The sequence below is a fragment of the Paracoccus isoporae genome, from assembly GCF_900101865.1.
Taxonomy (GTDB): domain Bacteria; phylum Pseudomonadota; class Alphaproteobacteria; order Rhodobacterales; family Rhodobacteraceae; genus Paracoccus; species Paracoccus isoporae.
In genome coordinates this window covers 1-23156 of record NZ_FNAH01000001.1, presented here as the reverse complement: position 1 = coordinate 23156, position 23156 = coordinate 1, and the positions used below count along the sequence as shown (strand labels likewise).

Sequence of the window (23156 nt, the reverse complement as noted above, 5' to 3'; positions counted from 1 at the left end):
TCCTCTCCGGGGGCGTCAGGTCCGGTCGCCGCCCCGTCAGGCCCGTCCGTAGGCCGCACCCATCGCGATGTCCATAGCTGCGTCCGGGGTGGAATCCCCCCAGGCCACCAGTTGGAACGCGGGGTAGAGACGTTCGGCCTGCTCCACCGCATTGCGGATCATGTGGTCGATCTGTTCGGGACCGGCAACGGTGTCGCCCGCCAGCACCAGCCCGTAGCGCCAGACCATCATCCGCTGCGATGACCAGAAGGTAAACGCGCCATCCCAGACCTGGTCATTGGCCATGTTCAGCGCCTCATAGAGCGCCGGCACCCGCTCGGCCGGCGGGTCCATGTCGAAGGTGCAGATCAGGCGCAGCATCTCCTCGGCCCCCGACCAGGCCAGCGTGATCGAATAGGTCCGCCACTGACCCTCGACCGCCATGGCGATCTGGTCATCGGCCAGCCGGTCGAAATCCCATTCGTGATGGGTCGCAATCGTCTCGACGATGTCGATGGGGTGGATGTCGTTGCTGAGGATATATGTGTCCGTATGCGCCATGCCTGCCGTCCCCTTGATTTGGTGGCTACCCACCTATTCTAGCGTAGGAACACGACAGGATGTGGTTCAGCCCGCCTGTCCTACAAGATCAGGGTGTGCCACAGAGGCGCCTGTGTAAAGGAATAATTCCGCGAAACCGGCAAAATCTTGTGGACGGAATCCGCTTCTCCACCAGATGATCCGCGCGGCGCCGCATGGCACGGTGCCGCGCCGCAAAGGGCCGGGCCAGACCGCGTTCGGTCAGGTCAGCCGCGCCCCGCCATCCTTGCGGAACAGATGCACCGCGCCCGGCGCGACGTCGAGGCGCAGCGTCTCGGGCAGCTCGGCGTCGGAGGGCATGGTGACGGTCACCATCTCCGCCCCGACCTTGCCATGGACCAGCCGGGTCGCGCCCAACTCCTCCACCGCGTCGATCTTCAGCTCGATCTGGCCATCGGGTGCGGGGTGCAGATCCTCGGGGCGGATGCCGATCAGCCCGGCATGGCCGGTGCCGGGCAGATGCGGCACGGCGCTTGCCGGGATCAGGTTCATCGCCGGGCTGCCGATGAAGCTGGCCACGAAAGCCGAGGCGGGCTTGCGATACACCTCCAGCGGGGTGCCGATCTGCTCGACGCGGCCGCCATTCAGCACCACCAGCCGGTCGGCCAGCGTCATCGCCTCCAACTGGTCGTGGGTGACATAGAGCGATGTGGTGCGCAGCCGTTTCTGCAATTCCTTGATCTCGAGCCGCATGGCCACGCGCAGCTTTGCGTCTAGATTGGACAGCGGCTCGTCGAACAGGAACGCCGCCGGTTCGCGCACGATGGCGCGGCCCATGGCGACGCGCTGTCGCTGCCCGCCCGACAGGGCGCGCGGCTTGCGGTCGAGATAGGGACCGATCTGCAGGATCTCCGCCGCCTCGGCCACGCGCCGGTCGATTTCGGCGCGCGAGGTGCCGCGGTTCTTCAGCCCGTATTCCAGATTCTTGCGCACCGACATATGGGGATAGAGCGCGTAATTCTGGAACACCATGGCAATGTCGCGCTCGGCCGGCTCGACCCGGTTGACCACGCGATCGCCGATCCTCACTTCGCCCTCGGTGATCTCCTCCAGCCCGGCGACCATGCGCAGCAGGGTGGATTTGCCGCAGCCCGACGGCCCGACCAGCACGATGAACTCGCCATCCGCGATGTCGATGTTCACGCCTTCGACGGCGCGGGTGCCGCCCGGATAGACCTTGCCGACATTGTCCAGATTGATGGATGCCAATTTATTTCTCCGTCTCGACGAGGCCCTTGACGAACAGGCGCTGCATGCCGATCACGACCGCGACCGGCGGCAACATCGCCATGACGGCGGTTGCCATCACCAGATGCCATTGCGGCAGGCCGTCCACCGCGTCGGCCATGCGCTTGATGCCTGCGACAATGGTGTAATATTGCGCGTCCGTGGTGATGAGCAGCGGCCAGAGATACTGGTTCCAGCCATAGATGAACAGGATCACGAACAATGCGGCGATGTTGGTGCGCGACAGCGGCAGCAGGATGTCGCGGAAGAACTTCATCGGCCCGGCCCCGTCGATCCGCGCGGCCTCGACCAGCTCGTCGGGCATGGTCAGGAAGACCTGCCGGAACAGGAAGGTGGCGGTGGCGCTTGCGATCAGCGGGATCGACAGCCCGGCATAGGAGTTCAGCAGCCCCAGACCCGCGACGACCTGAAAGGTCGGCACGATGCGCACCTCGACCGGCAGCATCAGCGTCACGAAGATGCACCAGAAGGCGAAATTGCGCAGCGGAAAGCGGAAATAGACGATGGCGAAGGCCGACAGCACCGAGATCACGATCTTCCCGATGGCGATGGCCATCGCCATGATGAGCGAGTTCAGCATCATCCGCGCCACCGGCGGCGTGCCACTGGTCGACAGCCCGGAATCGAGCATGCGGCTGTAATTCTCGACCAGATGCGGGCCGGGCCACATCGGGATCGTGCCGGAGCTGAAATCGGTCGCGGTGTGGGTCGAGGCGACGAAGGCCACCCAGACCGGCAGGGCGACGATGGCGACGCCAAGGATCAGCACCAGATGGGTCAGGAGGTTCAGAAAGGGCCGGTTCTCGATCATCAATAGGCGACCTTTTTCTCGACCCAGCGGAACTGGATCACCGTCAGCACGATCACGATCAGCATCAGGATCACCGACTGCGCGCCCGACGATCCCATGTTCTGCCCGACGAACCCGTCGAAATACACCTTGTAGACCAGGATATTCGTGGCCTGCGCCGGTCCGCCCTCGGTGGTGGAATCGATCACCGCGAAGGTCTCGAACATGGCGTAGACGATGTTGACGACCATCAGGAAGAAGGTGGTGGGCGACAGAAGCGGGAAGGTGATGGTGAAGAAGCGCTTCACCGGCCCGGCGCCGTCGATGGCGGCGGCTTCACGCAGGCTGGCCGGGATGGATTGAAGCCCGGCCACGAAGAACAGGAAGTTGTAGCTGATCTGCTTCCAGGCACTGGCGATCACCACCAGCAGCATCGCCTGGTTCGGATTGGAGATGTGGTTCCAGTCATAGCCGATCTGGTCCAGCATATAGGGCAGGATGCCGATGGTCGGGTTGAAGATGAACCACCACAGGATCCCGGCGACAGCCGGCGCCACCGCGTACGGCCAGACGAGCAGCGTCGTATAGAGCCGCGAGGAGCGCAGCGTCCGGTCCACCGCGACCGCCAGCAGCAGCGAGAACCCCATCGACAGCAGCGTGACGGAGACCGAGAAGATCAGTGTCACCTGCATCGAGTTCATGTATTCCGCGCTGCCCCACAGCCGCGCGTAGTTGTCCAGCCCCACAAAGGTCGAGCGGATGCCGAAGGCGTCCTCGCGCAGGAAACTCTGCCAGACCGCCTGCATGGCGGGCCAGATGAAGAAGATGAAGGTGATGGCAAGCTGGGGGGCCAGCAGCAGCCAGGGGAGCAACTGATTGCTGAATATGGTGCGCTTCATCTAAAGGACCGGCCGGAAGTTCCAGAAAAAGGGGCCGCGCCGGAACGCGGCCCCGACACTGTCAGAGGCTTACTGGCTCTGAGCCTCGAAGTCTTCCAGCAGCGCATTGCCGCGCTCGACCAGGGTATCCAGGGCTTCCTGCGCGGTCTTGGAGCCGCCCATCAGCGCCTCGAATTCCTCGTCGATGATGCCGCGGATCTGGACGTAGTTGCCGAAGCGCAGACCCTTGGAGTTCTCGGTCGGCTCGTTCAGCGTGATCTGGCGCAGCCCGGTATCGGCGCCCGGATTTTCATCGAAGAAGCCCGACATCGCCTCGCCCGCCGCCTCGGTGATCGGCAGATAGCCCGAGAAGGACGCCCAGTCGGCCTGCACCTCGGGGCTGGACATATAGCTGAAGAATTCGGCCGCGGCCTTGTATTCTTCGTCCGGGCGGCCCGACAGCACCCACAGCGTGGCGCCGCCGATGATCGAGTTCTGCGGCGCGCCCTCGATGTCGTCGTAATAGGGCAGCATGCCGAAGCCGACCTCGAAATCGGTCGCATTGGCCAGAACGCCGGCACGGCTGGCCGAGCTGTTCATGATCATCGCGCATTCCTGGCTGTAGAACATCGGCGGGGCGTTGTCGCCGCCGACCGGGCCGCCGTATTTGAAGATGCCTTCATCGGCCCAACGCTTCAGGTTGCCCCAATGCTTGACCTGCGCCTCGCCGTTCAGCGTCAGCCGCGCCGACGGGCCGCCGAAGCCGTTCTGCTCGGTGCCGATCGGCTGGTTGTGCCAGGCGCTGAAATTCTCGGTCTGGATCCAGCTCACCCAGCCGGTGGTGAAGCCGCATTCGGCCGCGCCCGATTCCATGATCTGCTTGGAGAATTCTTCCATCTGCGCCCAGGTCTCGGGCGGCTGCTCGGGGTCCAGCCCGGCAGCCTCGAACACGTCCTTATTGTAGTACAGGATCGGGGTCGAGCTGTTGAACGGCATCGACAGCATGTTGCCATCGGTGTCGGTATAGTAGCCCACGACGGCGGGCAGGAAGGCGTTCGGGTCGAACTCGGCGCCCTGGTCTTCCATCATCTGGTAGACCGGGACGATCGCACCCTCGGCGGCCATCATGGTGCCGGTGCCGACCTCGAAGACCTGCACGATGGCGGGCTGCTCATTGGCGCGGAAGGCGGCGATGGCGGCGGTCATGGTTTCGGGATAGGTGCCCTTGTAGGACGGCACCACGGTGTACTCGTCCTGGCTGTCGTTGAAGCCCTGGACGATTTCTTCCAGCTTGGCGCCAAGCTCGCCACCCATGGCATGCCACCACTGGATTTCGGTCGCGGCGCTGGCGCTGCCGACGGAAGCGATGAGCGCGATGGCCGATACGCAAGAGATCCGGTTCATGTTCAGTAGTCCTTCCTGTTGAGGCGGTGCCTGACTTATTCCGGGCATATGTATGGCCCGTGTCGGTTTTGTGACGGAAGTGTGACAGAATTAATGTCCGGGTCAACCATTTGAAAACGGGGCGCGGATGCTGCCGCACCCCGCCCCGCAGAACCATGCGCTATCGCAGTTTCTTATGCGCTGCGCCCGAAGATCGACTTCACCCCGGAAATCAGCGGCACGAGCGTCGCACCGGCCACCGGCACGATCAGATATTCCGACAGCGGGATCAGCAGCAGGCCCCAGATCAGCCCGATGATGCCGTCGATGAAGGCCGTCACGGCCCAGCTCACCAGCCCCGCCGCCTGCGGCAGCAGATGCGCCGCGGCCTCGGCCTGGTGGTGGATCCATTCGTAAGGGGCGTGCCAGCCCATCTCCGACAGGCCGTGCACGATGATGTTGCCGCCCACCCAGATCATCGCGGCGGTGCCGATAATGGTCAGCGCCTTCATGAAGCCGGGCATGAACTTGACGATGCCGCGCCCGATCGAGGCGATGAGGCCGCTGTTGTTCTTGGCCAACGCGACGCCGACATCGTCCGCCTTCACGATCAGTGCGACCGAGCCATACACGATGACGGTGATCGCCACGGCGACGACGAACAGCACCCCGGCCTCGGTCGCGAATTTCGCCGCGCCCACCAGCCCGCCGCCGGCCATCAGCGCCGTGACCTCATTGAGCGCGATGGTCATGATCTCGGCCGACAGGATGAAATCGGTCTTGATGGCGCCCGCCACCTTGGTCTGTTCCAGCTTGGCCGGATCGCCCTTGCCGCCCTCGTAATGGTCGTGCTTGTCGCCCGGCGGGGAAATCGCGTGATAAACCTTCTCGGCGCCCTCGAAACACAGATAGGATCCGCCCAGCATCAGCAAGGGCGCGATCAGCCAGGGCGCAAAGGCCGACAAAAGCAGCGCGATCGGCAGCAGGATCACGACCTTGTTGAAGATCGAGCCCTTGGCGATCTTCCAGATGATCGGCAATTCGCGCTTCGCATCGAAGCCGTGGACATATTTCGGCGTCACCGCCGCGTCGTCGATCACCGCGCCCGCGGCCTTGGCCCCGGCCTTGGCGGCCATGCCGGTCACGTCGTCCACGGAGGCCGCTGCGACCTTGGCGATTCCCGCCACGTCATCCAGAAGTGCGATCAAGCCCGCCATCAGGGATCCTTTCTCTGCTGCGCTAGCATAATAGCGCCGGGTTGCGAAGGTTCCATAGCGGTCGCACGCGATGCCGCCCGATGCGCTTGCACAGCCCGCGCGAATCCTTCATCACACGGGGCGACACAAGGGAAAGGGCAGCATCATGGCCGATCTGGACGCGACCGCGAAACCGACCGAGGAAATCGACCTGCGCGAGGTGTTCGGGCTGGACAGCGACATGAAGGTCAAGGGGTTTGCCGACAAGTCCGAGCGCGTGCCCGAGATCGACAGCACCTATAAGTTCGATCCAGATACGACCCTCGCGATCCTGGCCGGGTTTGCCTATAACCGCCGGGTGATGATCCAAGGCTATCACGGCACCGGCAAATCCACCCATATCGAACAGATCGCGGCGCGGCTGAACTGGCCCTGCGTGCGGGTGAACCTCGACAGCCATGTCTCCCGGATCGACCTGATCGGCAAGGACGCGATCAAGCTGGTGGACGGCAAGCAGGTCACGGTGTTCCACGAAGGCATCCTGCCCTGGGCGCTGCGCAATCCGACCGCTATCGTCTTTGACGAATACGATGCCGGCCGCGCCGACGTGATGTTCGTCATCCAGCGTGTGCTGGAGGCCGACGGCAAGCTGACCCTGCTGGACCAGAACGAGGTCATCACCCCCAACCCCTCCTTCCGGCTGTTTGCGACCGCCAACACGGTGGGTCTGGGCGACACGACCGGCCTCTATCACGGCACCCAGCAGATCAACCAGGGCCAGATGGACCGCTGGTCGCTGGTCGCGACGCTGAACTACCTGTCCCATGACGCCGAGGCGGCGATCGTTCTGGCCAAGAATCCGAACTACAACAACGAGAAGGGCCGGGACGTCATCTCGAAGATGGTCACGCTGGCCGATCTGACGCGGACGGCCTTCATGCAGGGCGATCTGTCGACGGTCATGTCGCCGCGCACGGTGATTTCCTGGGCGCAGAATGCGCGCATCTTCGACAATGTCGGCTATGCCTTCCGGCTTACCTTCCTGAACAAATGCGACGAGCTCGAGCGCCAGACCGTGGCCGAGTTCTATCAGCGCCTCTTCGACGAGGAACTGCCGGAGAGTGCCGCCAGCAAAGCCGGCTGATGGCGGCCTCGGGCGGCTCTCGCACCAAACGGTCCTTGCAAGGCGGGGCTAGACGCATCCTGCACGGGATCGGGCTGACCCGGCTGCGCACCGCGCAGCGGCTGGAGCGGGAATGTGCGCGGCTCAGATCCGAGCTGAACCAGAGCCGCGCCGAGGCTGCGCGCCTGCGCCCGCAACCGGCCGAAGCACCCCAGGCGGAACCGGATGAAAAAGCGCCGCGGCGGTCGCCCCACACGGAGCGGCCCGCCTCGGGAGCGCCTGCACCTGATCCGGCACGGCAGACCCGCACCATCCACGCGCTGCGCCGGCAGATCAGCTTCGCCAAGGCGGAGATCGCCTTTCGCACGCGCCGCTGGCGGCGGGCCGAGCGCAAGCTGAACGGGTCCGGTGCGCTGCGGCGTTACGGTTTCGCGCCCCTGTCGCTGAGCGCGGGACTGCCGCGCGCCACCGGGCCGCGGCATGTCAAGCATTACAAGGAGCGGTTGGCCCTGACCGGGCTGGAGGCGCAGCGCGCCTGCTGGCTGGAGCTGTCCTGCCTGTTGCGGCTGCACTGGGTCGCGCCCGAGGCGCGGGACCGCTTTCCGCTACCGATCGCGCTCGATCCCGGTGCGCCAAGCCTGACCATGACCGATCTGGGCTGGTCGCTGGACATGGTGCCTGCCCATGCCAGCGCCGCCGTGGCGGCCCGGCTGCGGCCCCGTGTGTCCGCGCAGGTGACCGAGATCGTCTCGGTGTTGGAGCAGGCGGGGATCGCGCATCTGGATATCCACGACTCCGGGCGCAATATCGTGGTGAATACGCGCGGGCGGCTGGCGCTGATCGATTTCGACATCGCCGCGATGGACGGCATGGCGATCAGCGCCACGATCGAGCGGCGGTTGCAGGAATGGCACCGGATGGGCGGCTATGACTGGCTGGCACGGCGGATGCGGGATCAGGCGTTGCGCTTCTGCGACGCGGCCCCGCCCTTGCCCGGCTGAACCGCCGCCCCAAACCCCGCTGAAAACCTTGCACTCGCCCGCGCCCTACTCGACACCACCGGCGCAATCGCGCAGAACAGCGATATGAAACCCAGCGACAACCCCGCCGATCCGTTCAAGAAGGCTCTGACCGAGGCCACGCGCGCGCTTGCCGACGAGGCCGAGCTGAACGTCACCTTCACTGCCGACCCATCCGGTGTGGCGGGCGACACGATGCGACTGCCGCAGATCAGCCGGCGCATGTCGCGCGACGAGATCGTGCAGGCGCGGGGCACCGCTGATGCTCTCGCCATGCGCGTGCGCCACCACGACGCCGCGACCCACGCCCATTACGCCCCCTCTGGCCCGCTGGCGCGCGAGATCTACGATGCGGTCGAAACCTCGCGGGTCGAGGCGCTCGGTGCGCGCGACATGCCCGGTGCGCTGTCCAATATCGACGCCAAAATGTCGGCAGAGGCGCTCAAGCGCGGCTACGATCAGGCCCGCCAGCCTGCCGATATCCCGCTGCCGGTCGCGGCTGGCTATCTTCTTCGCGAGGCGGCGACCGGCCGCGCGCTGCCGCCCGGCGCGGCGGAGGCCGCCGAGCTTTGGCGTCCCTTCATCAGCCAGCAAGCCGGGCATGTGCTCGACACGGCGCGCGACACGCTGGCCGATCAGGCTGCCTTCGCGCGGCTGGCACGCCAGTTGATCACCGATCTGGGCTACGGCGACCAGCTTGGCGACGACCCCGATGAGCCGGTTGAGGATGACGCCTCGGACGAGGCCGAGCCCGATCCCGAGGCCGGCGACAACCAGGCCCGCGAGGAGGATGAGGGCGACGAAAGTGAAGCCTCGCCCGAACGCAGCCAGGAACGCACCCAGGACGAGCGCCAGGCGCAGGTCAGCCTCGACGATTCCGCGGAAGAGGTATTCGCCGAAGATGCCGAGATGCCCGACGGTGACATGCCCGAGGAATTGCCGCCCCCGGTCAGCGAGGCCTCGGCGGAATACCGCGTCTACACGCAGCAATTCGACGAGGAGATCCGCGCCGATGAACTGGCCGAGCCGGCCGAGCTGGAACGGCTGCGTGCCTATCTCGACAAGCAGCTCGACCCGCTGCGCGGCGCGGTCAGCCGCCTGGCCAACAAGCTGCAGCGCCGCTTGCAGGCCAAGCAGAACCGGAGCTGGGAATTCGACAAGGAAGAAGGCGTGCTCGATGCCGGGCGGCTCGCCCGCGTCGTCGCCAACCCGACGACGCCCCTGTCGTTCAAGGTCGAACATGACACCGAGTTCCGCGACACGGTGGTCACGCTGCTGATCGACAATTCCGGCTCCATGCGCGGGCGGCCGATCTCCATCGCGGCGATCTGTGCCGATGTGCTGGCCCGCACGCTGGAGCGCTGCAGTGTCAAGGTCGAGATCCTCGGCTTCACCACCCGCGCGTGGAAGGGCGGGCAAAGCCGCGAGGCCTGGCTGAAGGATAACCGCCCGGCCGAGCCGGGCCGTCTGAACGATCTGCGCCACATCATCTACAAGCCCGCCGATGCGCCCTGGCGGCGGGTCAGGCCCAATCTCGGGCTGATGATGAAAGAGGGGCTGCTGAAGGAAAACATCGACGGCGAGGCGCTGGAATGGGCGCATCGCCGGCTGGTGCGGCGGGCGGAGGCGCGCAAGATCCTGATGGTCATCTCGGACGGTGCGCCTGTGGACGATTCCACGCTGTCGGTGAACCCGGCAAACTATCTGGAAAAACATCTCCGCGATGTGATCGCCATGGTCGAGAAACGCCGTCAGGTCGAATTGCTGGCCATCGGGATCGGCCATGACGTGACGCGCTATTACGAACGCGCGGTGACGATCACCGATGCCGAACAGCTTGGCGGGGCGATCACCGAACAGCTCGCGGCGCTGTTTGACACCGATCCGCGCAAGCGCGCGCGGGTGATGGGGATGGGCAGCATTAGGCGGGCCATGTGATGTTTCAGGATTTCGAGACGGCGGGCGACGGCGCGCAAGGGGCCGCGCGGCTGGCGAAGCTGCGTGAAGTGATGGCTGAGGAGGGGCTTGATGCCTTCATGGTCCCCCGCGCCGACGCGCATCAGGGCGAATATGTCGCCGATGCCGATGCAAGGCTGCGCTGGCTGACCGGGTTCTCGGGCAGCGCCGGGCAGGCCATCGTGACCGCCGACCGGGCCGGGATCTTCGTCGATGGGCGCTACCGGGTGCAGGTCCGGGCCGAGGTCGATCTGGACAAATTCACCCCGGTCAATTTCCCAGAAACCCGCCCCGCCGAATGGCTGCGCGAGGCGCTGCCCGATGGCGGACGCGTGGGCTTCGATCCCTGGCTGCACCCCCATCGCGAGATCGAGGATCTGCGCCGCAAACTCGAGGCCGAGAATATCAACTTTATCCCCGTCGCCAATCTGGTCGATCGGATCTGGCCCGTCCGGCCCGCGCCGCCTGTGGGCAAGGTCCGATCGCATGACGACGCGGTCGCGGGTGCCACAGCGGCCGAGAAACGGGCCGAAATCGCCGAGACGCTGCGCAAGGCCGGCCAGTCGGTCGCAATCCTCACCCTGGCGGATTCGCTGTCGTGGCTCTTGAACATCCGCGGCGCGGACCTGCCCCGCAATCCGGTCGTGCTGGGCTTCGCGGCGATCGAGGCGGATGGCACGGTGCAGCTCTTTGCCGATCCGGCGAAATTCGACGAGCCGGTCCGGACCAGGCTGGGGAATGAGGTCTCGATCATCCACCCCGACGGGTTCGAGGCCGCGCTCGCCAATATCGACGGCCCGGTCCGGCTGGACCCGGCCACTGCCCCCGAGGCGATTTTCCAGATCCTGTCGGATCAGGGCACGACGATCATCGAAGGCAATGATCCGGTCGTGCTGCCCAAGGCGCGCAAGAATGACGCCGAGATTGCGGGAATGCGCGAGGCCCATCTGACCGATGGTGCCGTGATGGCGCGGTTTCTGGCGTGGCTCGACGCGACCGCACCGGGCGATCTGACCGAGATCGACGTGGTCGAGACGCTGGAATCGCTGCGGCGCGAGGCGGGGATCCTCGATATAAGCTTCGACACGATCTGCGGAGTCGGCGCGCATGCCGCCCTGCCGCATTACCGGGTCTCGCGCGAGAGCAATGCGCGGCTGGAATCCGGCCAAGTGCTGCTGGTCGATTCCGGCGGGCAATATGCGAACGGCACCACCGACATCACCCGGACGATGGCGGTGGGCGATGTGGGGCAGGCGGCGCGCGAGGCGTTCACCCGCGTGTTGCAGGGCATGATCGCAGTCTCTCGCCTGCGCTTTCCGAAGGGGCTGGCGGGGCGCGATATCGACCCGGTGGCGCGCGCGCCGCTGTGGTCGGCGGGGCTGGATTTCGACCACGGCACCGGCCACGGCGTCGGCGCGGCGCTCTGCGTCCATGAGGGGCCGGCACGGATCAGCCGCGCATCCGAGATCCCGCTGGAACCCGGCATGATCCTGTCCAATGAGCCCGGATATTACCGCGAGGGCGCATTCGGCATCCGCATCGAGAATCTGCTGGTGGTGACGGAGGCCGACAGCCCGGACGGGCGCGACATGCTGGGCTTTGAGACGCTGACCTTCACCCCGATCGACCGGCACATGATCGTGACGGCGATGCTCTCGCCCGCCGAGCGGGACTGGCTGAACGCCTATCACGCCGAGGTGCTGGAAAAGATCGGGCCGCGGGTGGATGTGGAGACGCGGCTGTGGCTGGAACGGGCGACCGCTGCGGTCTGAGCGCGGCGCTAGAACACCGCTCTGAACGTGTGAGTGACAGAGGGCCAGCGGACGACCGCGGGTGGCCGCCGCAGCAGATGAGCGGACTCCCTTTATCGCGCAGCCACATCGAACTTCTGTTCGGCGCGGACCGGCAAAGAAGCGGCCGCCCAGGGGGCGGTCGGCCGCTGGCCCGGCGGGGCTTCGCCCCTTGTTCCGGGCCGGGTGTGCTGCAAAGCCGCGAGCCGTAGAAAAGCATTGCGCACCGTTCCGCTCGAGGCCGACCGAAAGCCAGACGCCGCCCCTTGTGGAGCGGCGTCCAACTCTTCGGAACCGGATCACTCCCGGCTCAGATCACCCACAATATCCCGCCGATAATCACCCCGGTGATCAGCAGCAGCACCACGCAAAATCCCATGATGTCGCGCGCCTTCAGCCCGGCAATGCCCAGCATCGGCAGCGCCCAGAAGGGCTGCAGCAGGTTGGTCCAGGCATCGCCCCAGGCCACGCCCATGATCACCTTGTTGATATCCGCGCCGAGCGATTCCGCCGCCGGCAACATAATCGGCGCCTGCACCGCCCATTGCCCGCCGCCCGAAGGCACGAAGATGTTGACGATCCCCGCCGAGATGAAGCTCCAGAAGGGCAGGGTGCGGTCGGTGGAGAGCGAGACGAACCATTCCGACATGGTCGCGGCCAGCCCGGTGCCGGTCATGATCGCCATGATCCCGGCATAGAAGGGGAACTGGATCACGATCCCCGCGCCGCCCTTGACCGCGTCGTCGAGTGCGGCCAGCAGGCTGCGCGCCGTGCCATGCAGGGTCAGCCCGATGAACAGGAAGGCGAAATTGACCACGTTGAGGTTCAGCCCGCCGCCACCGGCGAAATACAGCACCAGCCAGACGATGCCGGGAATGCCCACCAGATACATCAGGATGCGCGAATTCTCCAGCCGCTGCGCCGGGGTGGCGTCATTCGGCAGAAGCGGCAGACCCTTATCATTGCCCAGCATCTCGCGATCGACCAGAACGGTCTCCTCTTCGCGCGGCATCATCATCCGGTTGGCGATTGGCAGCGCGATGACGACGGCGGCCACGATCAGAAGGTTCCAGCCGGCAAAGATCGTCTCGGAGGTGGGGATCACCCCGATCTGGTCGGCGGTGAAATGACCCTCGGTCGCGACGGTCAGCGGGATCGAGCCGGAAATCCCGCCATGCCAGATCACGAAGCCCGAATAGGCCGAGGCGACGAGCAGCCGGTAATCGACCCGCACCTGCTTGGCCAGCTCGCGCGCGAAGATCGCGCCGACCACCAGCCCGAAGCCCCAGTTCAGCCAACTCGCCGCCAGCGACACCAGCGTGACCATGATGATCGCCATGCCGCCCGATTTCGCCATCCCGGCCAGCGAGGCCAGCAGCTTCTTGACCGGCGGCGACGAGGCCAGGATGAAGCCGGTGACCAGCACCAGCAGCATCTGCATGGAGAATTGCAGCAGCGACCAGAACCCGTCGCCCCAGATCCGCACCAGTTCGACCGGGTTGGTGCCCTCGATGCCCATGGCGGCCAGCATGGCGATGATGGTCAGCACCAGCACGAAGATGAACGCATCGGGCAGATAGCGCTCCATCAGCCGCGTGGCCGGCCGTGACAGGATTCTCAGCATGAATGTCCCTCCCTTATGTTTAGATGGCGGGAGATTGCGACAGCCGGGGTCACAAAACAACAGTTCACATCGAAAAGCGCCGGCCAAAATGGCCGGCGCCGTTTGGTTTTGTTCCGATGGGCCGGATCAGGCCATCAGCAGATCGTCGAACAGCGCATCGCGGTCGACATTCTCCAGGCGGATCGTCAGATCGGCATGGCGCAGCACGGTGTCGCCGCCATCGGCCTCGGCGCTGGCAAGCATGGCATCAACGCTGGCGCCGATGATCTGGATCTCGTCGGCCTCGTTCGCGGCGGCGTTGAAATCCTCGATGGTGACGGTGCCCTTGATGCCGGCATTGAACAGGAACACGTCATCGCCATGCCCGCCATTCAGCCGGTCCCCATCGCTGGAGGCGACCAGCACATCGCGGTTCTCATTGCCATAGAGCCGGTCCGCGCCGGTGCCGCCGACCAGGCGGTCCGCACCTTCACCGCCCAACAGGACGTCCTGGCCCATTGTGCCCATCACCAGGTCGTTGCCGCCTTCGGCAAAGACCACGTTGCCGCGCAGAAGCTGGTTGCCGTCATGGCCCTGGGTCTTGCTGCCGAACCACAGATCCTCGTCGCCGCGCCCGAAGAAGGAGAAGGACTCATCCTCCAGCCGGTCATTCTGGATCGAGTAGCGCGTCAGGTCGCGCAGCGCGCCCAGCTTGCCATAGGTGGCGAACTCGACCCCTTCGACATTCTCCGCGATGGTGACGCTGTCATCCGAGATCACCGCCAGGCGGTCGCCCGACAGGCGGAACGCCTGGTAATCCTCGGCTTCGCCGACGATGCGCAGCGTGTCCACGCCCTCGCCGCCATCGACGCGGTTCATGCCGGTGGTGACGCGGATCACGTCGTCGCCGGTGCCGCCGTCGATCCAGTCCGTCCCGGCACCGTCGCCCAGACGATCATCGAAATCAGAGCCGACGACAAAGCTCGGTGCGCCGAAGTGATCCGAGGTGGGGGATTTCTTGTCCTCCACCCAGGTCCGGCCGCGCAGATTGTCGCTCAGATCCGACACCACCACGACGCTGTCGCGCTCGGTGAATTCGTAATAGGTCGATTCCGCGATCCGGGTCAGCCCGGTGGTGGCGGCCCCGCTCAGATGCGCGGCCCAGGAGCCGGCGAGGTTCAGGATCGAATCGACCGCCAGCATCACGTCCGCCCGGGCATAGGTGTCGTCGAACATCACCAGGTTGTCGGTGGACGAGCCGTAGCTTTCATCGGGGTTGGACAGCAGCGGATCGGCCGCCTGGATGGCGGTCTGGATGTCGGCATGATCGCCCACGGCGCGGAACACCACGTCGTTTTCATAGCCGATATTCAGGACGCGGTCGTCCTCTTCATACATCAGCGGCGAGGCATGGCCGACATAATCGGCATCGGCGAAGAACCCGTCCGCCAGCGTGTCGGCATAGCGTGCCATCAGGTTGGTATAGCCGCCGCCCAGGCTGTAGCCGGTGACCATCACGTCGCTGCCGTCCAGCCCCGCATCCTGCGCATAGTCGCGCACCAGGGCCAGCACCGGCTCCATGTATTCATGCAGCTCGCCGCTGTTCATCTGGAAGTAATCCAGCACGTCGATCAGCGAGTTCGTGCCCAGGAACACCACGCCCAGACCGATCACGTTGCCCGCGGCGTCGGTCTTTTCGGTGATGGTGACCTGCGGGCCGGTCTCGGCCCAGCCGGTCAGCGGGCTCTTGATCTTGATGAAGCCCGAACTGTCCACCCAGGCCGGATCGATGCCCATATCCGCCGGATCGACGTGCCGCCAGTCCTCGGCCCCCGCCGGGGTGGTCCCGCTGCCCAGCGTCTGGCCCAGCATCGACACCGCAAGCGTTTCGTTGACAAGCGCAGCACTGCTGGTGCTGTCCATCCCCTTATAGTCGAAAATACCCATTTACGCCCTCCCTTTCTGGCTCTGAACTCACAACCTGGAGGGAAGTTAAACCAACAAACATTAATCACGCACCGTTAACCAAACGGCAATTCCGGCGTGACGTGGCGGCAATGAGAAACCCGCCGCGCGGGCGCGACGGGTCTGAAAACACGGGATTTTCTGGTCGGGTCAGCCGATGGCGGCGGATTTGACCTGGGCGTCAACCTTGTCGATATATTGCGCGAAGTTATCCGAGAACATCTCGACCAGCTTCTTGGCCTGACGGTCATAGGCAGCGGCGTCATGCCAGGTCCGGCGCGGGTCCAGCAGCACGTCCGACACGCCCGGCACCGCCACCGGCACCTCGAAGCCGAAATTCGCGTCCTTGCGGAACTCCACCCCGTTCAGCGACCCGTCAAGTGCTGCCGTCAGCAGCGAGCGGGTGGCCCTGATCGGCATGCGCGAGCCGGTGCCGAAGGCGCCGCCGGTCCAGCCGGTATTGACCAGCCAGCAGGTGGCGCCGGTCTCGGCGATCTTCTTTTGCAGCAGCTCGCCGTAAGCTTCGGGCCGGCGCGGCATGAAGGGCGCGCCGAAACAGGTCGAGAAGGTCGGCTGCGGCTCGGTCACGCCCATCTCGGTGCCCGGCGTCTTCGAGGTGAAGCCCGACAGGAAATGATACATCGCCTGCGCCGGGGTCAGCCGCGCAATGGGTGGCAGCACGCCATAGGCGTCGCAGGTCAGCATGATGACGTTCTTCGGCACCCCCGCCGTGCCTGTGGCCGACGCGTTGGAAATATACTCCAGCGGATAGGCGCAGCGCATGTTCTCGGTCAGCGAGCTGTCCTCAAAATCCAGCTCGAACGTGTCGGGGTCATAGACCATGTTCTCGATCACCGTGCCGAATTTCCGCGTCGTGGCGTAAATCTCCGGCTCGGCCTTGGGCGAAAGGTTAATGGTCTTGGCATAGCAGCCGCCCTCGAAATTGAAGACGCCGTCTTCGGACCAGCCATGCTCGTCATCCCCGATCAACACCCGCGACGGATCGGCCGACAGCGTCGTCTTGCCGGTGCCGCTGAGGCCGAAGAACACCGCCACGTCGCTTTCGTCGCCCACCGCGTGATTGGCGCTGCAATGCATCGGCATCACGCCCCGGCCCGGCAGGATGTAGTTCAGCAGGGTGAACACGCCCTTCTTGTTCTCGCCCGCATATTCGGTGTTGCCGATCAGGATCAGCTTCTTCTCGAAATTCAGCGCGATCACCGTCTCGCTGCGGCAGCCGTGGCGTTCGGGATCGGCCTTGAAGCTGGGGCAGTTGATGATGGTGAACTCGGCCTCGAACCCGGCCAGCTCCTCGGCGGCGGGGCGGCGCAGCAGATGGCGGATGAACAGGTTGTGCCAGGCCAGCTCCGACACCACGCGCACATCCAGCCGCTGCTCGGCATCCGCGCCGGCATACAGGTCCTGCACGAAATACTCACGGCCCTGCATATGTTCCAGCATGTCCGCATAGAGCCGGTCGAACGCCGCAGGCTCCATCGGCTTGTTATTGTCCCACCAGATCGAGTCCTCGACATCCTTGGTGCGGACCACGAACTTATCTTTGGGCGAGCGGCCGGTATGGCTGCCTGTGGCGACCAGAAACGCCCCGCCCAGACCCAGCTTGCCCTCTCCGCGCGCGATGGCGCGCTCGATCAGCGCCGGCTCCAGCAGGTTATAGTGGACGACGGCGGCCCCCTTGATTCCCTGATCTTCAAGTTTGAAATTCGGGTTTACACGGGGTTGCGACATCGTGAAAATCTCTCCGGTCTGGCTCTGTCAGGGCACCACTGCCCCTTCGGCCCCTATAACATGGCAGTTTTGCAAAAATAGAGGCGTCGCACAGCATGTTAGCGAAATCAGTTGCGGTTAGCGCAAACGACCAAGTGATTGCGCCACTCAGCATGGCGGTCTGCCGCGCGTCGGTGCACATAAATTGAGCCTGTCCCAGCCCGCACATGCCAGCGCCGTGGCCATGTCCGGGCGTGGCGTGCTGATTCTTGGCCCCTCGGGCAGCGGGAAATCCAGCCTTGCCCTGGCACTGTTGGCGCTCGGCGGCCGGCTGGTGGCCGATGACCGGGTCATGCTCATGCGCGAGGGCCAGCGGATCATGGCGCGGGCGCCCGCGCCCATTGCGGGGCTGATCGAATCGCGCGGGGTGGGTCTGATCCGCGTCCCCCATGCCCCGGCCGAGATCACGCTGGTCGTCGATCTGGGCCAAACCGCGGCGGAGCGGCTGCCGACCCCGCGTCACATTGACGTTCTCGACAGGTCGCTGCCCCTTGTTCTCGGCCCGTTATCGGCCCATCTTCCCAACAGCATCGCCCTGCTGCTGAGCGGCGGGCGGATCGTGTCAGGGGACGATGACCAGCCGGATTGCGAATGAATGAATCGGCCAGCCCGAACAGCACGGTGTTGAGCGCGGGCAGCGATGCCGCGCCGCTACGTCTTGTGCTGGTCACGGGCCCGTCAGGGGCCGGCCGCTCCACCGCGATCAATGTGCTGGAGGATCTGGGATACGAGGCGATCGACAACCTGCCGCTGTCGCTGGTGCCGCGTCTGCTCGACGGCCCGCCGCGCCCGGCACCGCTGGCGCTCGGTCTCGACGTGCGCAACCGCGATTTCTCCGCTTCCAATGTCATCGAACTCATCGACCGGCTGACCCGTCATCCCCGCTATGCGCCCGAAGTGCTGTATCTGGATTGCGATTCGACGACGCTGGTGCGGCGCTTCAACGAAACCCGCCGCCGTCACCCGATGGCCGGGCCGGGCGCGCCGCTCGATGGCATCCAGGAAGAGAAGGATCTGCTGGCCCCGATCCGCGTGCGCGCCGATGTGCTGGTCAACACCTCCGAAATGTCGCCCCACGACCTGAAGGCCGAGCTGGCCCGCTTCTTCGAGACCGACCATGACAGGCGGCTGACGGTCTCGGTGCAGAGCTTTTCCTACAAGCGCGGCGTGCCGCGCGGCATCGACATGATGTTCGACTGCCGCTTCCTGGACAATCCGCATTGGGAGCCGGCGTTGCGCCCGCAGACCGGATGCGACGCGGATGTGCAGCAATTCGTGCGCCGAGACGCCCGGTTCGAGGAGTTCTTCACCCGCGTCCGCGACCTGATCCTGTTCCTGCTTCCGGCTTACCTGGCCGAAGGCAAGACCCATCTGGCCATCGGCTTCGGATGTACCGGAGGGCAACACCGTTCGGTCACAATGACGGAATTTATGTCACAAACGCTTGCTGAACATGGCTGGCAAGTGTCAAAACGTCACAGAGAACTGGAACGTCGCGGGGATGCGGCGTCTCAGTCCACGGTTTCGAATTCGACGCCTCAGGGAACGCAGAATTGATCGGAATTGTCATAGTCGCGCATGGCGGGCTGGCGGGGGAATATCTTTCGGCGATGGAACATGTCGTCGGCCCCCAATCCGCCGTGCGCACGGTCAAGATCGAAGATGTCCATGACCGCGGCGCCAAGAGCCGCGAGATCTGCTCGGCCGCGGACGAGGTCGATCAGGGCGACGGCGTCGTCGTCGTCACCGATCTGTTCGGCGGCTCGCCCTCGAACCTGTCGCTTCCGGCCTGTTCTGCCAGCAACCGGCTGATCCTGTATGGCGCGAACCTGCCGATGCTGGTCAAGCTGGCCAAGCTTCGGCATCTGCCCGCGCAGCAGGCGGCCTCGCTGGCCGCGGCGGCGGGGCGAAAATACATCGACAGTTTCAACGTTTTCGATGAGCTGGACCGGCACCGGGTCGCGCAATGACCGAACTCGTCTGCCGGGTTCTCCAGATCCGGAATGAAAAGGGGCTGCACGCCCGCGCCTCCGCCAAATTCGTCGAGACGGTCGAGCGGTTCGACGCCGAAGCCAGCGTGTCGCGCGACGGCATGACGGTGTCGGGTGATTCGATCATGGGGCTGCTGATGCTCGCCGCCGGGCGCGGCAGCGAGATCGCCGTCAGCACCACCGGCAACCAGGCGACCGAACTGGCCGAGGCGCTGACCAGGCTGGTCGCGGATCGCTTCGGGGAGGGTGGCTAGACCGTGCCGCATCGCAAGACCTATCACCACGGCAATCTGCGCGAGGCGCTCGTCGATGGCGCGGTGGACCTGATCGAGCTGTCCGGCCCGCAATCCTTCTCGCTGGCCGAGGCCGCCCGCCGCGCCGGCGTCTCGCCCGCCGCCCCCTACCGCCATTTCAAGAGCCGGGAGGATCTGTTGGAGGAAGTGGCGCGGCGCGGATATGTCGAATTCGCCGAGAAGATGGACAAGGTCTATGACGACGGCAAACCCAACCCGCTGGCCGCGCTCGCCCGGCTTGGGAACTCCTATCTCGAATTCGCGCAGGAACGCCCAGGCTATTACCAGGCCATGTTTGAAAGCGGCATCTCCGTGGTCGAGAACCCCGAGCTGTGGGAGGCCGCCGAAGCCTCCATCGGCATCCTGGTCCGGGCGTCGGAGGAGCTCTTCGCCCATTTCCCGGTCGAGGACCGGCCGCCGCCGCGCATGGTGGCCAACCATATCTGGGCCATGAGCCACGGCGTGGTGGAGCTGTTCGCGCGCAGCAAGCAGGGCGCGCGCTCGCCCATCTCGCCCGACGACATGCTCAGCTCGGGCGTGCTGATCTATCTGCGCGGCCTCGGCGTGATCGGAAACTGAGCGCCGCGCGACCACCGCCGACGATTTTCCCGAAATTCGATCCTTCGCCTCTTGATCGCGGCCGTTTTCGCCCCATCTTGAGTAATGTTAAAGGTTCTTACATCGCAGGAAGCAAGGGGGAATACAATGGACTACGCAGCAACGACCAGCTATCGGCCCGGCCCGGCCAGCCGCATCAAGGATGCGGCGATCCGGGCGCGCGACTGGCTGGACGACAAGGGCAAGGGCGCGTGGATCGCGGCCATGGTCCTTGGTTTCATCTTCGCCTGGCCGGTCGGCCTGGCCCTTCTCGGTTACATGATCTGGAGCAATCGCATGTTCAGCTGTTCAAACCATCGCCGCGGCGCGTCCCGCCGCACCGTTCAAAGCTCGGGCAATTCCGCCTTCGACGCCTATCGCGAGGAAACGCTGAAGCGCCTGGAAAGCGAGCACGAGGAATTCATGGCCTTCCTCGCCCGGCTGCGCGAGGCCCGCGACAAGGCGGAGTTCGACCAGTTCATGACCGACCGGCGCAGCGCCCCGGCAGACAGCGCCGACCGTCCGGTCCAGCTCTGATCTGTCCCTGACGGGGACCGCAGGACACGACAAAGGGCCGGAGCCTCCGCTCCGGCCCTTCCGCATGCATCTGGCGTCGCTCAGCGCGTCGGCACCGGCGTCTCGCCCGAGTAATCGTAGAAGCCCCGGCCGGATTTCCGGCCCAGCCACCCGGCCTCGACATATTTCACCAGAAGCGGGCAGGGGCGGTATTTCGTATCCGCCAGCCCGTCATGCAGCACCCCCATGATGGCCAGGCAGGTGTCCAGCCCGATGAAATCGGCCAGCTCCAGCGGCCCCATCGGCCAGTTCGCCCCCAGCTTCATCGACTGGTCGATCGACTTCACCGAACCGACCCCCTCATACAGCGTATAGACGGCTTCGTTGATCATCGGCATGAGGATGCGGTTGACGATGAAGGCCGGAAAATCCTCCGCCGTGGCCGAGGTCTTGCCCAGCTTCTCGACCACGCCTAGCAGGGCCTGATAGGTCGCGTCATCCGTGGCAATGCCGCGGATCAGCTCGACCAGCTGCATCACCGGCACCGGGTTCATGAAATGGAACCCCATGAATTTCTCCGGCCGGTCGGTGCGGCTGGCGAGCCTTGTGATCGAGATCGAGGAGGTGTTCGAGGTCAGGATCGTCTCGGGCTTGAGATGCGGCAGCAATTCCTCGAAGATCTTCTGCTTGACCACTTCCTTCTCGGTCGCCGCCTCGATCACCAGATCGCATTGCCCCAGATCGGTCAGCGCCTGCGTGGTGCGGATGCGGCCCAGCGCGGCCTGCTTCTCCGCCTCGGTGATCTTCTCGCCCTTGACCTGCCGGTCGAGATTCTTCCCGATCAGCGTCACCGCGCGGTCGAGCGCCGTCTCGCTGACATCGTTCAGCAGCACCTCGAACCCGGCCAGCGCAAAGACATGCGCAATCCCGTTGCCCATCTGCCCCGCACCGACCACACCCACCGAGTCAATCGCCATGATCTGTCCTTTCCTGTGTCGCGCGGACGATAGGGCGCACCGGCACGCGGATCAATCCGCAACGCGGGGTCGCACCGCTGCTGCGCGTGGCGTAACTCCGCCATGTGAAAACCACGGCGGAAAAGCCAGTCGGAGATTGCATCACGCTCGCGTTTGTCTAGATTGCAGAAGGCGTCGACATTCCAAGCTATTGTGACCAGCGTGCTGCCCCAAACCGAAGAAAACATCGCCTGCCTGGAGGCGAGCAAGCTTTACTGCATTCGCAACGACGATCTGGTTTTTGCTTTCAACGGGGACATCCTCGGCGATGTTGCAAACGACCTGAGCCAAAACATTCCTGAGGGTCATGGGCTGATCGGCACGGTTCTCGTGGGCATCCACAAGATTTTCGCTGTTCCAAGGATAAGTGGCCGCCGTGTGGGAGTTCAGACCGAGCAGCTGTTTGACTCACACGGCAAAAAAATGTGGAAAAACTTCCACGAACCCAGAATGCGTCGGCATGCGAATGGTTTGGACGGAGTTCTGGATTTCAGTTTCTCCAATACTCCGGCCTATGCAGCTCTCAGGTGGAACCGGCAACAGAAAATATGGTTCGGACCGTATGTTTTCCCGGATTTTCCCGTGAGGTTCAGAGCCAGGGGCAGCGGAATCACATATGTGGGCAGTCAGAGCGAACGGCGCAAACCGATCCTGGAAGGCCTAGCCCAAGCGCACCCGCTAAAGATTGCAGATCAGCCAATATTCGGAAAGGACGTGGCCGCCTTTTTGACAGGTGGCGCGGGCGTGCTGAACATCCACCACACCGAGGGGATCTATTCCGAGGTGCCGCGGATCCTGAAAACCTACATGGCCGGCAAGATCCTGTATTCCGAAGAACTTGCATATCCGTTTATCGCTGGCCGGCACTATCTGCCGCTGTCGGATCTGGGCAGTCCCTCACGCGATCCGCGCGACATCTTTGCCACACTGCAACGGGAGATCGCGTTGCCGTTCCGGTTCAGCCTGTTTCTGCAGCGATTTCTTCAGCTCTGAGTCTGCCACGCAGCGCAAAGGGCCCGCCTTTCGGGCGGGCCCTTCCGGGTATTTTCGTGAAGAAGACGCCGATCAGAGCTTTTCGGTCAGTTCCGGCAGGATCTGGAACAGGTCGCCCACCAGGCCGTAATCGGCGACCTGGAAGATCGGGGCCTCTTCGTCCTTGTTGATCGCCACGATGACCTTCGAATCCTTCATCCCCGCAAGGTGCTGGATCGCGCCGGAGATGCCCACCGCGACGTAGAGCTCGGGTGCCACCACCTTGCCGGTCTGGCCGACCTGCCAGTCATTCGGCGCATAGCCCGAATCCACCGCCGCGCGGCTGGCGCCCACGGCCGCGCCCAGCTTGTCGGCCAGCGTCTCGATCAGCGCGAAGTTTTCCTCGGACCCCACGCCGCGCCCGCCGGAGACCACGCGGCCGGCCGAGGTCAG

Annotated in this window: 22 protein-coding genes; 11 read left to right on the top strand and 11 right to left on the bottom strand. The window is 64.7% G+C overall.

What is annotated here, in order from left to right:
• Window positions 1-36: 36 nt before the first annotated feature.
• The 6 genes from BLT73_RS00110 to BLT73_RS00085 all read right to left on the bottom strand — a co-directional run bounded on the left by BLT73_RS00110 (window position 37) and on the right by BLT73_RS00085 (window position 6095).
• On the bottom strand, window positions 37-540 hold the full coding sequence (locus BLT73_RS00110; protein ID WP_090519821.1) for a type III secretion system chaperone family protein: 504 nt from the start codon (window positions 538-540) through the stop codon (window positions 37-39).
• A gap of 240 nt (window positions 541-780) precedes the next feature.
• The gene (locus BLT73_RS00105; protein WP_090519819.1) at window positions 781-1788 is read right to left on the bottom strand and encodes a sn-glycerol-3-phosphate import ATP-binding protein UgpC; all 1008 of its coding nucleotides are present in this window, start codon (window positions 1786-1788) and stop codon (window positions 781-783) included.
• A 1-nt stretch (window position 1789) separates the two neighbouring features.
• A complete protein-coding gene (ugpE, locus tag BLT73_RS00100) occupies window positions 1790-2638 on the bottom strand; it encodes a sn-glycerol-3-phosphate ABC transporter permease UgpE (RefSeq protein WP_090519817.1) in 849 nt (282 codons plus the stop codon).
• Window positions 2638-3516, bottom strand: a complete 879-nt coding sequence (gene ugpA, locus BLT73_RS00095; RefSeq protein WP_090519815.1) for a sn-glycerol-3-phosphate ABC transporter permease UgpA — start codon at window positions 3514-3516, stop codon at window positions 2638-2640. Before ugpA ends, ugpE begins: the two co-directional genes overlap by 1 nt.
• Window positions 3517-3585: 69 nt before the next feature.
• Window positions 3586-4899 carry a sn-glycerol-3-phosphate ABC transporter substrate-binding protein UgpB gene (gene ugpB / locus BLT73_RS00090; protein ID WP_090519813.1) on the bottom strand — a complete coding sequence of 438 codons (1314 nt, stop codon included), beginning with the start codon at window positions 4897-4899 and terminating at the stop codon, window positions 3586-3588.
• Between the two features lie 173 nt (window positions 4900-5072).
• Window positions 5073-6095 carry a DUF808 domain-containing protein gene (locus tag BLT73_RS00085; protein WP_090519812.1) on the bottom strand — a complete coding sequence of 341 codons (1023 nt, stop codon included), beginning with the start codon at window positions 6093-6095 and terminating at the stop codon, window positions 5073-5075.
• Window positions 6096-6240: 145 nt separating this feature from the next.
• On the opposite strand from BLT73_RS00085, the gene cobS reads away from it, so the two are divergent.
• From cobS to BLT73_RS00065, 4 genes are all read left to right on the top strand, one after another.
• Window positions 6241-7218 (top strand): cobaltochelatase subunit CobS, encoded by a 978-nt coding sequence (cobS, locus tag BLT73_RS00080; protein WP_090519811.1) that lies wholly within the window; start codon window positions 6241-6243, stop codon window positions 7216-7218.
• Window positions 7218-8198: a hypothetical protein gene (locus BLT73_RS00075; protein ID WP_143025600.1), complete on the top strand. Its 981-nt coding sequence runs from the start codon at window positions 7218-7220 to the stop codon at window positions 8196-8198. Before cobS ends, BLT73_RS00075 begins: the two co-directional genes overlap by 1 nt.
• 84 nt (window positions 8199-8282) lie before the next feature.
• Window positions 8283-10154, top strand: coding sequence for a cobaltochelatase subunit CobT (cobT, locus tag BLT73_RS00070; RefSeq protein ID WP_090519808.1), 1872 nt, complete (start codon window positions 8283-8285; stop codon window positions 10152-10154).
• Window positions 10154-11944, top strand: coding sequence for an aminopeptidase P family protein (locus BLT73_RS00065; protein WP_090519807.1), 1791 nt, complete (start codon window positions 10154-10156; stop codon window positions 11942-11944). Before cobT ends, BLT73_RS00065 begins: the two co-directional genes overlap by 1 nt.
• A gap of 328 nt (window positions 11945-12272) precedes the next feature.
• On the opposite strand, the gene BLT73_RS00060 is transcribed toward BLT73_RS00065, so the two are convergent.
• From BLT73_RS00060 to BLT73_RS00050, 3 genes are all read right to left on the bottom strand, one after another.
• A complete protein-coding gene (locus tag BLT73_RS00060) occupies window positions 12273-13586 on the bottom strand; it encodes a short-chain fatty acid transporter (RefSeq protein WP_090519806.1) in 1314 nt (437 codons plus the stop codon).
• Between the two features lie 126 nt (window positions 13587-13712).
• Window positions 13713-15512: a calcium-binding protein gene (locus BLT73_RS00055; protein WP_143025599.1), complete on the bottom strand. Its 1800-nt coding sequence runs from the start codon at window positions 15510-15512 to the stop codon at window positions 13713-13715.
• Between the two features lie 168 nt (window positions 15513-15680).
• A complete protein-coding gene (locus BLT73_RS00050; RefSeq protein WP_090519803.1) occupies window positions 15681-17279 on the bottom strand; it encodes a phosphoenolpyruvate carboxykinase in 1599 nt (532 codons plus the stop codon).
• Between the two features lie 223 nt (window positions 17280-17502).
• On the opposite strand from BLT73_RS00050, the gene BLT73_RS00045 reads away from it, so the two are divergent.
• From BLT73_RS00045 to BLT73_RS00020, 6 genes are all read left to right on the top strand, one after another.
• Entirely contained in the window at window positions 17503-17913 is a 411-nt protein-coding gene (locus BLT73_RS00045; RefSeq protein ID WP_090519802.1) for an HPr kinase/phosphorylase, read from the top strand.
• Complete coding sequence (gene rapZ, locus BLT73_RS00040) at window positions 17910-18875, top strand: RNase adapter RapZ (protein ID WP_090519801.1); 966 nt, start codon at window positions 17910-17912, stop codon at window positions 18873-18875. The genes BLT73_RS00045 and rapZ overlap by 4 nt, the downstream gene beginning before the upstream one ends.
• On the top strand, window positions 18872-19288 hold the full coding sequence (locus tag BLT73_RS00035) for a PTS sugar transporter subunit IIA (protein WP_090519799.1): 417 nt from the start codon (window positions 18872-18874) through the stop codon (window positions 19286-19288). The genes rapZ and BLT73_RS00035 overlap by 4 nt, the downstream gene beginning before the upstream one ends.
• Window positions 19285-19563, top strand: a complete 279-nt coding sequence (locus BLT73_RS00030; protein WP_090519798.1) for an HPr family phosphocarrier protein — start codon at window positions 19285-19287, stop codon at window positions 19561-19563. Before BLT73_RS00035 ends, BLT73_RS00030 begins: the two co-directional genes overlap by 4 nt.
• Window positions 19564-19566: 3 nt before the next feature.
• Window positions 19567-20181 (top strand): TetR/AcrR family transcriptional regulator, encoded by a 615-nt coding sequence (locus BLT73_RS00025; protein ID WP_090519796.1) that lies wholly within the window; start codon window positions 19567-19569, stop codon window positions 20179-20181.
• A 126-nt stretch (window positions 20182-20307) separates the two neighbouring features.
• On the top strand, window positions 20308-20736 hold the full coding sequence (locus BLT73_RS00020) for a DUF2852 domain-containing protein (protein WP_090519795.1): 429 nt from the start codon (window positions 20308-20310) through the stop codon (window positions 20734-20736).
• Window positions 20737-20816: 80 nt separating this feature from the next.
• On the opposite strand, the gene BLT73_RS00015 is transcribed toward BLT73_RS00020, so the two are convergent.
• Window positions 20817-21692 carry a 3-hydroxybutyryl-CoA dehydrogenase gene (locus BLT73_RS00015; protein ID WP_090519793.1) on the bottom strand — a complete coding sequence of 292 codons (876 nt, stop codon included), beginning with the start codon at window positions 21690-21692 and terminating at the stop codon, window positions 20817-20819.
• 192 nt (window positions 21693-21884) lie between these two features.
• Here BLT73_RS00015 and BLT73_RS16940 point away from each other — a divergent pair, with 192 nt between their 5' ends.
• Entirely contained in the window at window positions 21885-22724 is an 840-nt protein-coding gene (locus tag BLT73_RS16940) for a hypothetical protein (protein WP_143025598.1), read from the top strand.
• Between the two features lie 72 nt (window positions 22725-22796).
• On the opposite strand, the gene BLT73_RS00005 is transcribed toward BLT73_RS16940, so the two are convergent.
• A partial coding sequence (locus tag BLT73_RS00005) for an electron transfer flavoprotein subunit alpha/FixB family protein (protein WP_218132487.1) occupies window positions 22797-23156 on the bottom strand: 360 nt, incomplete at its 5' end.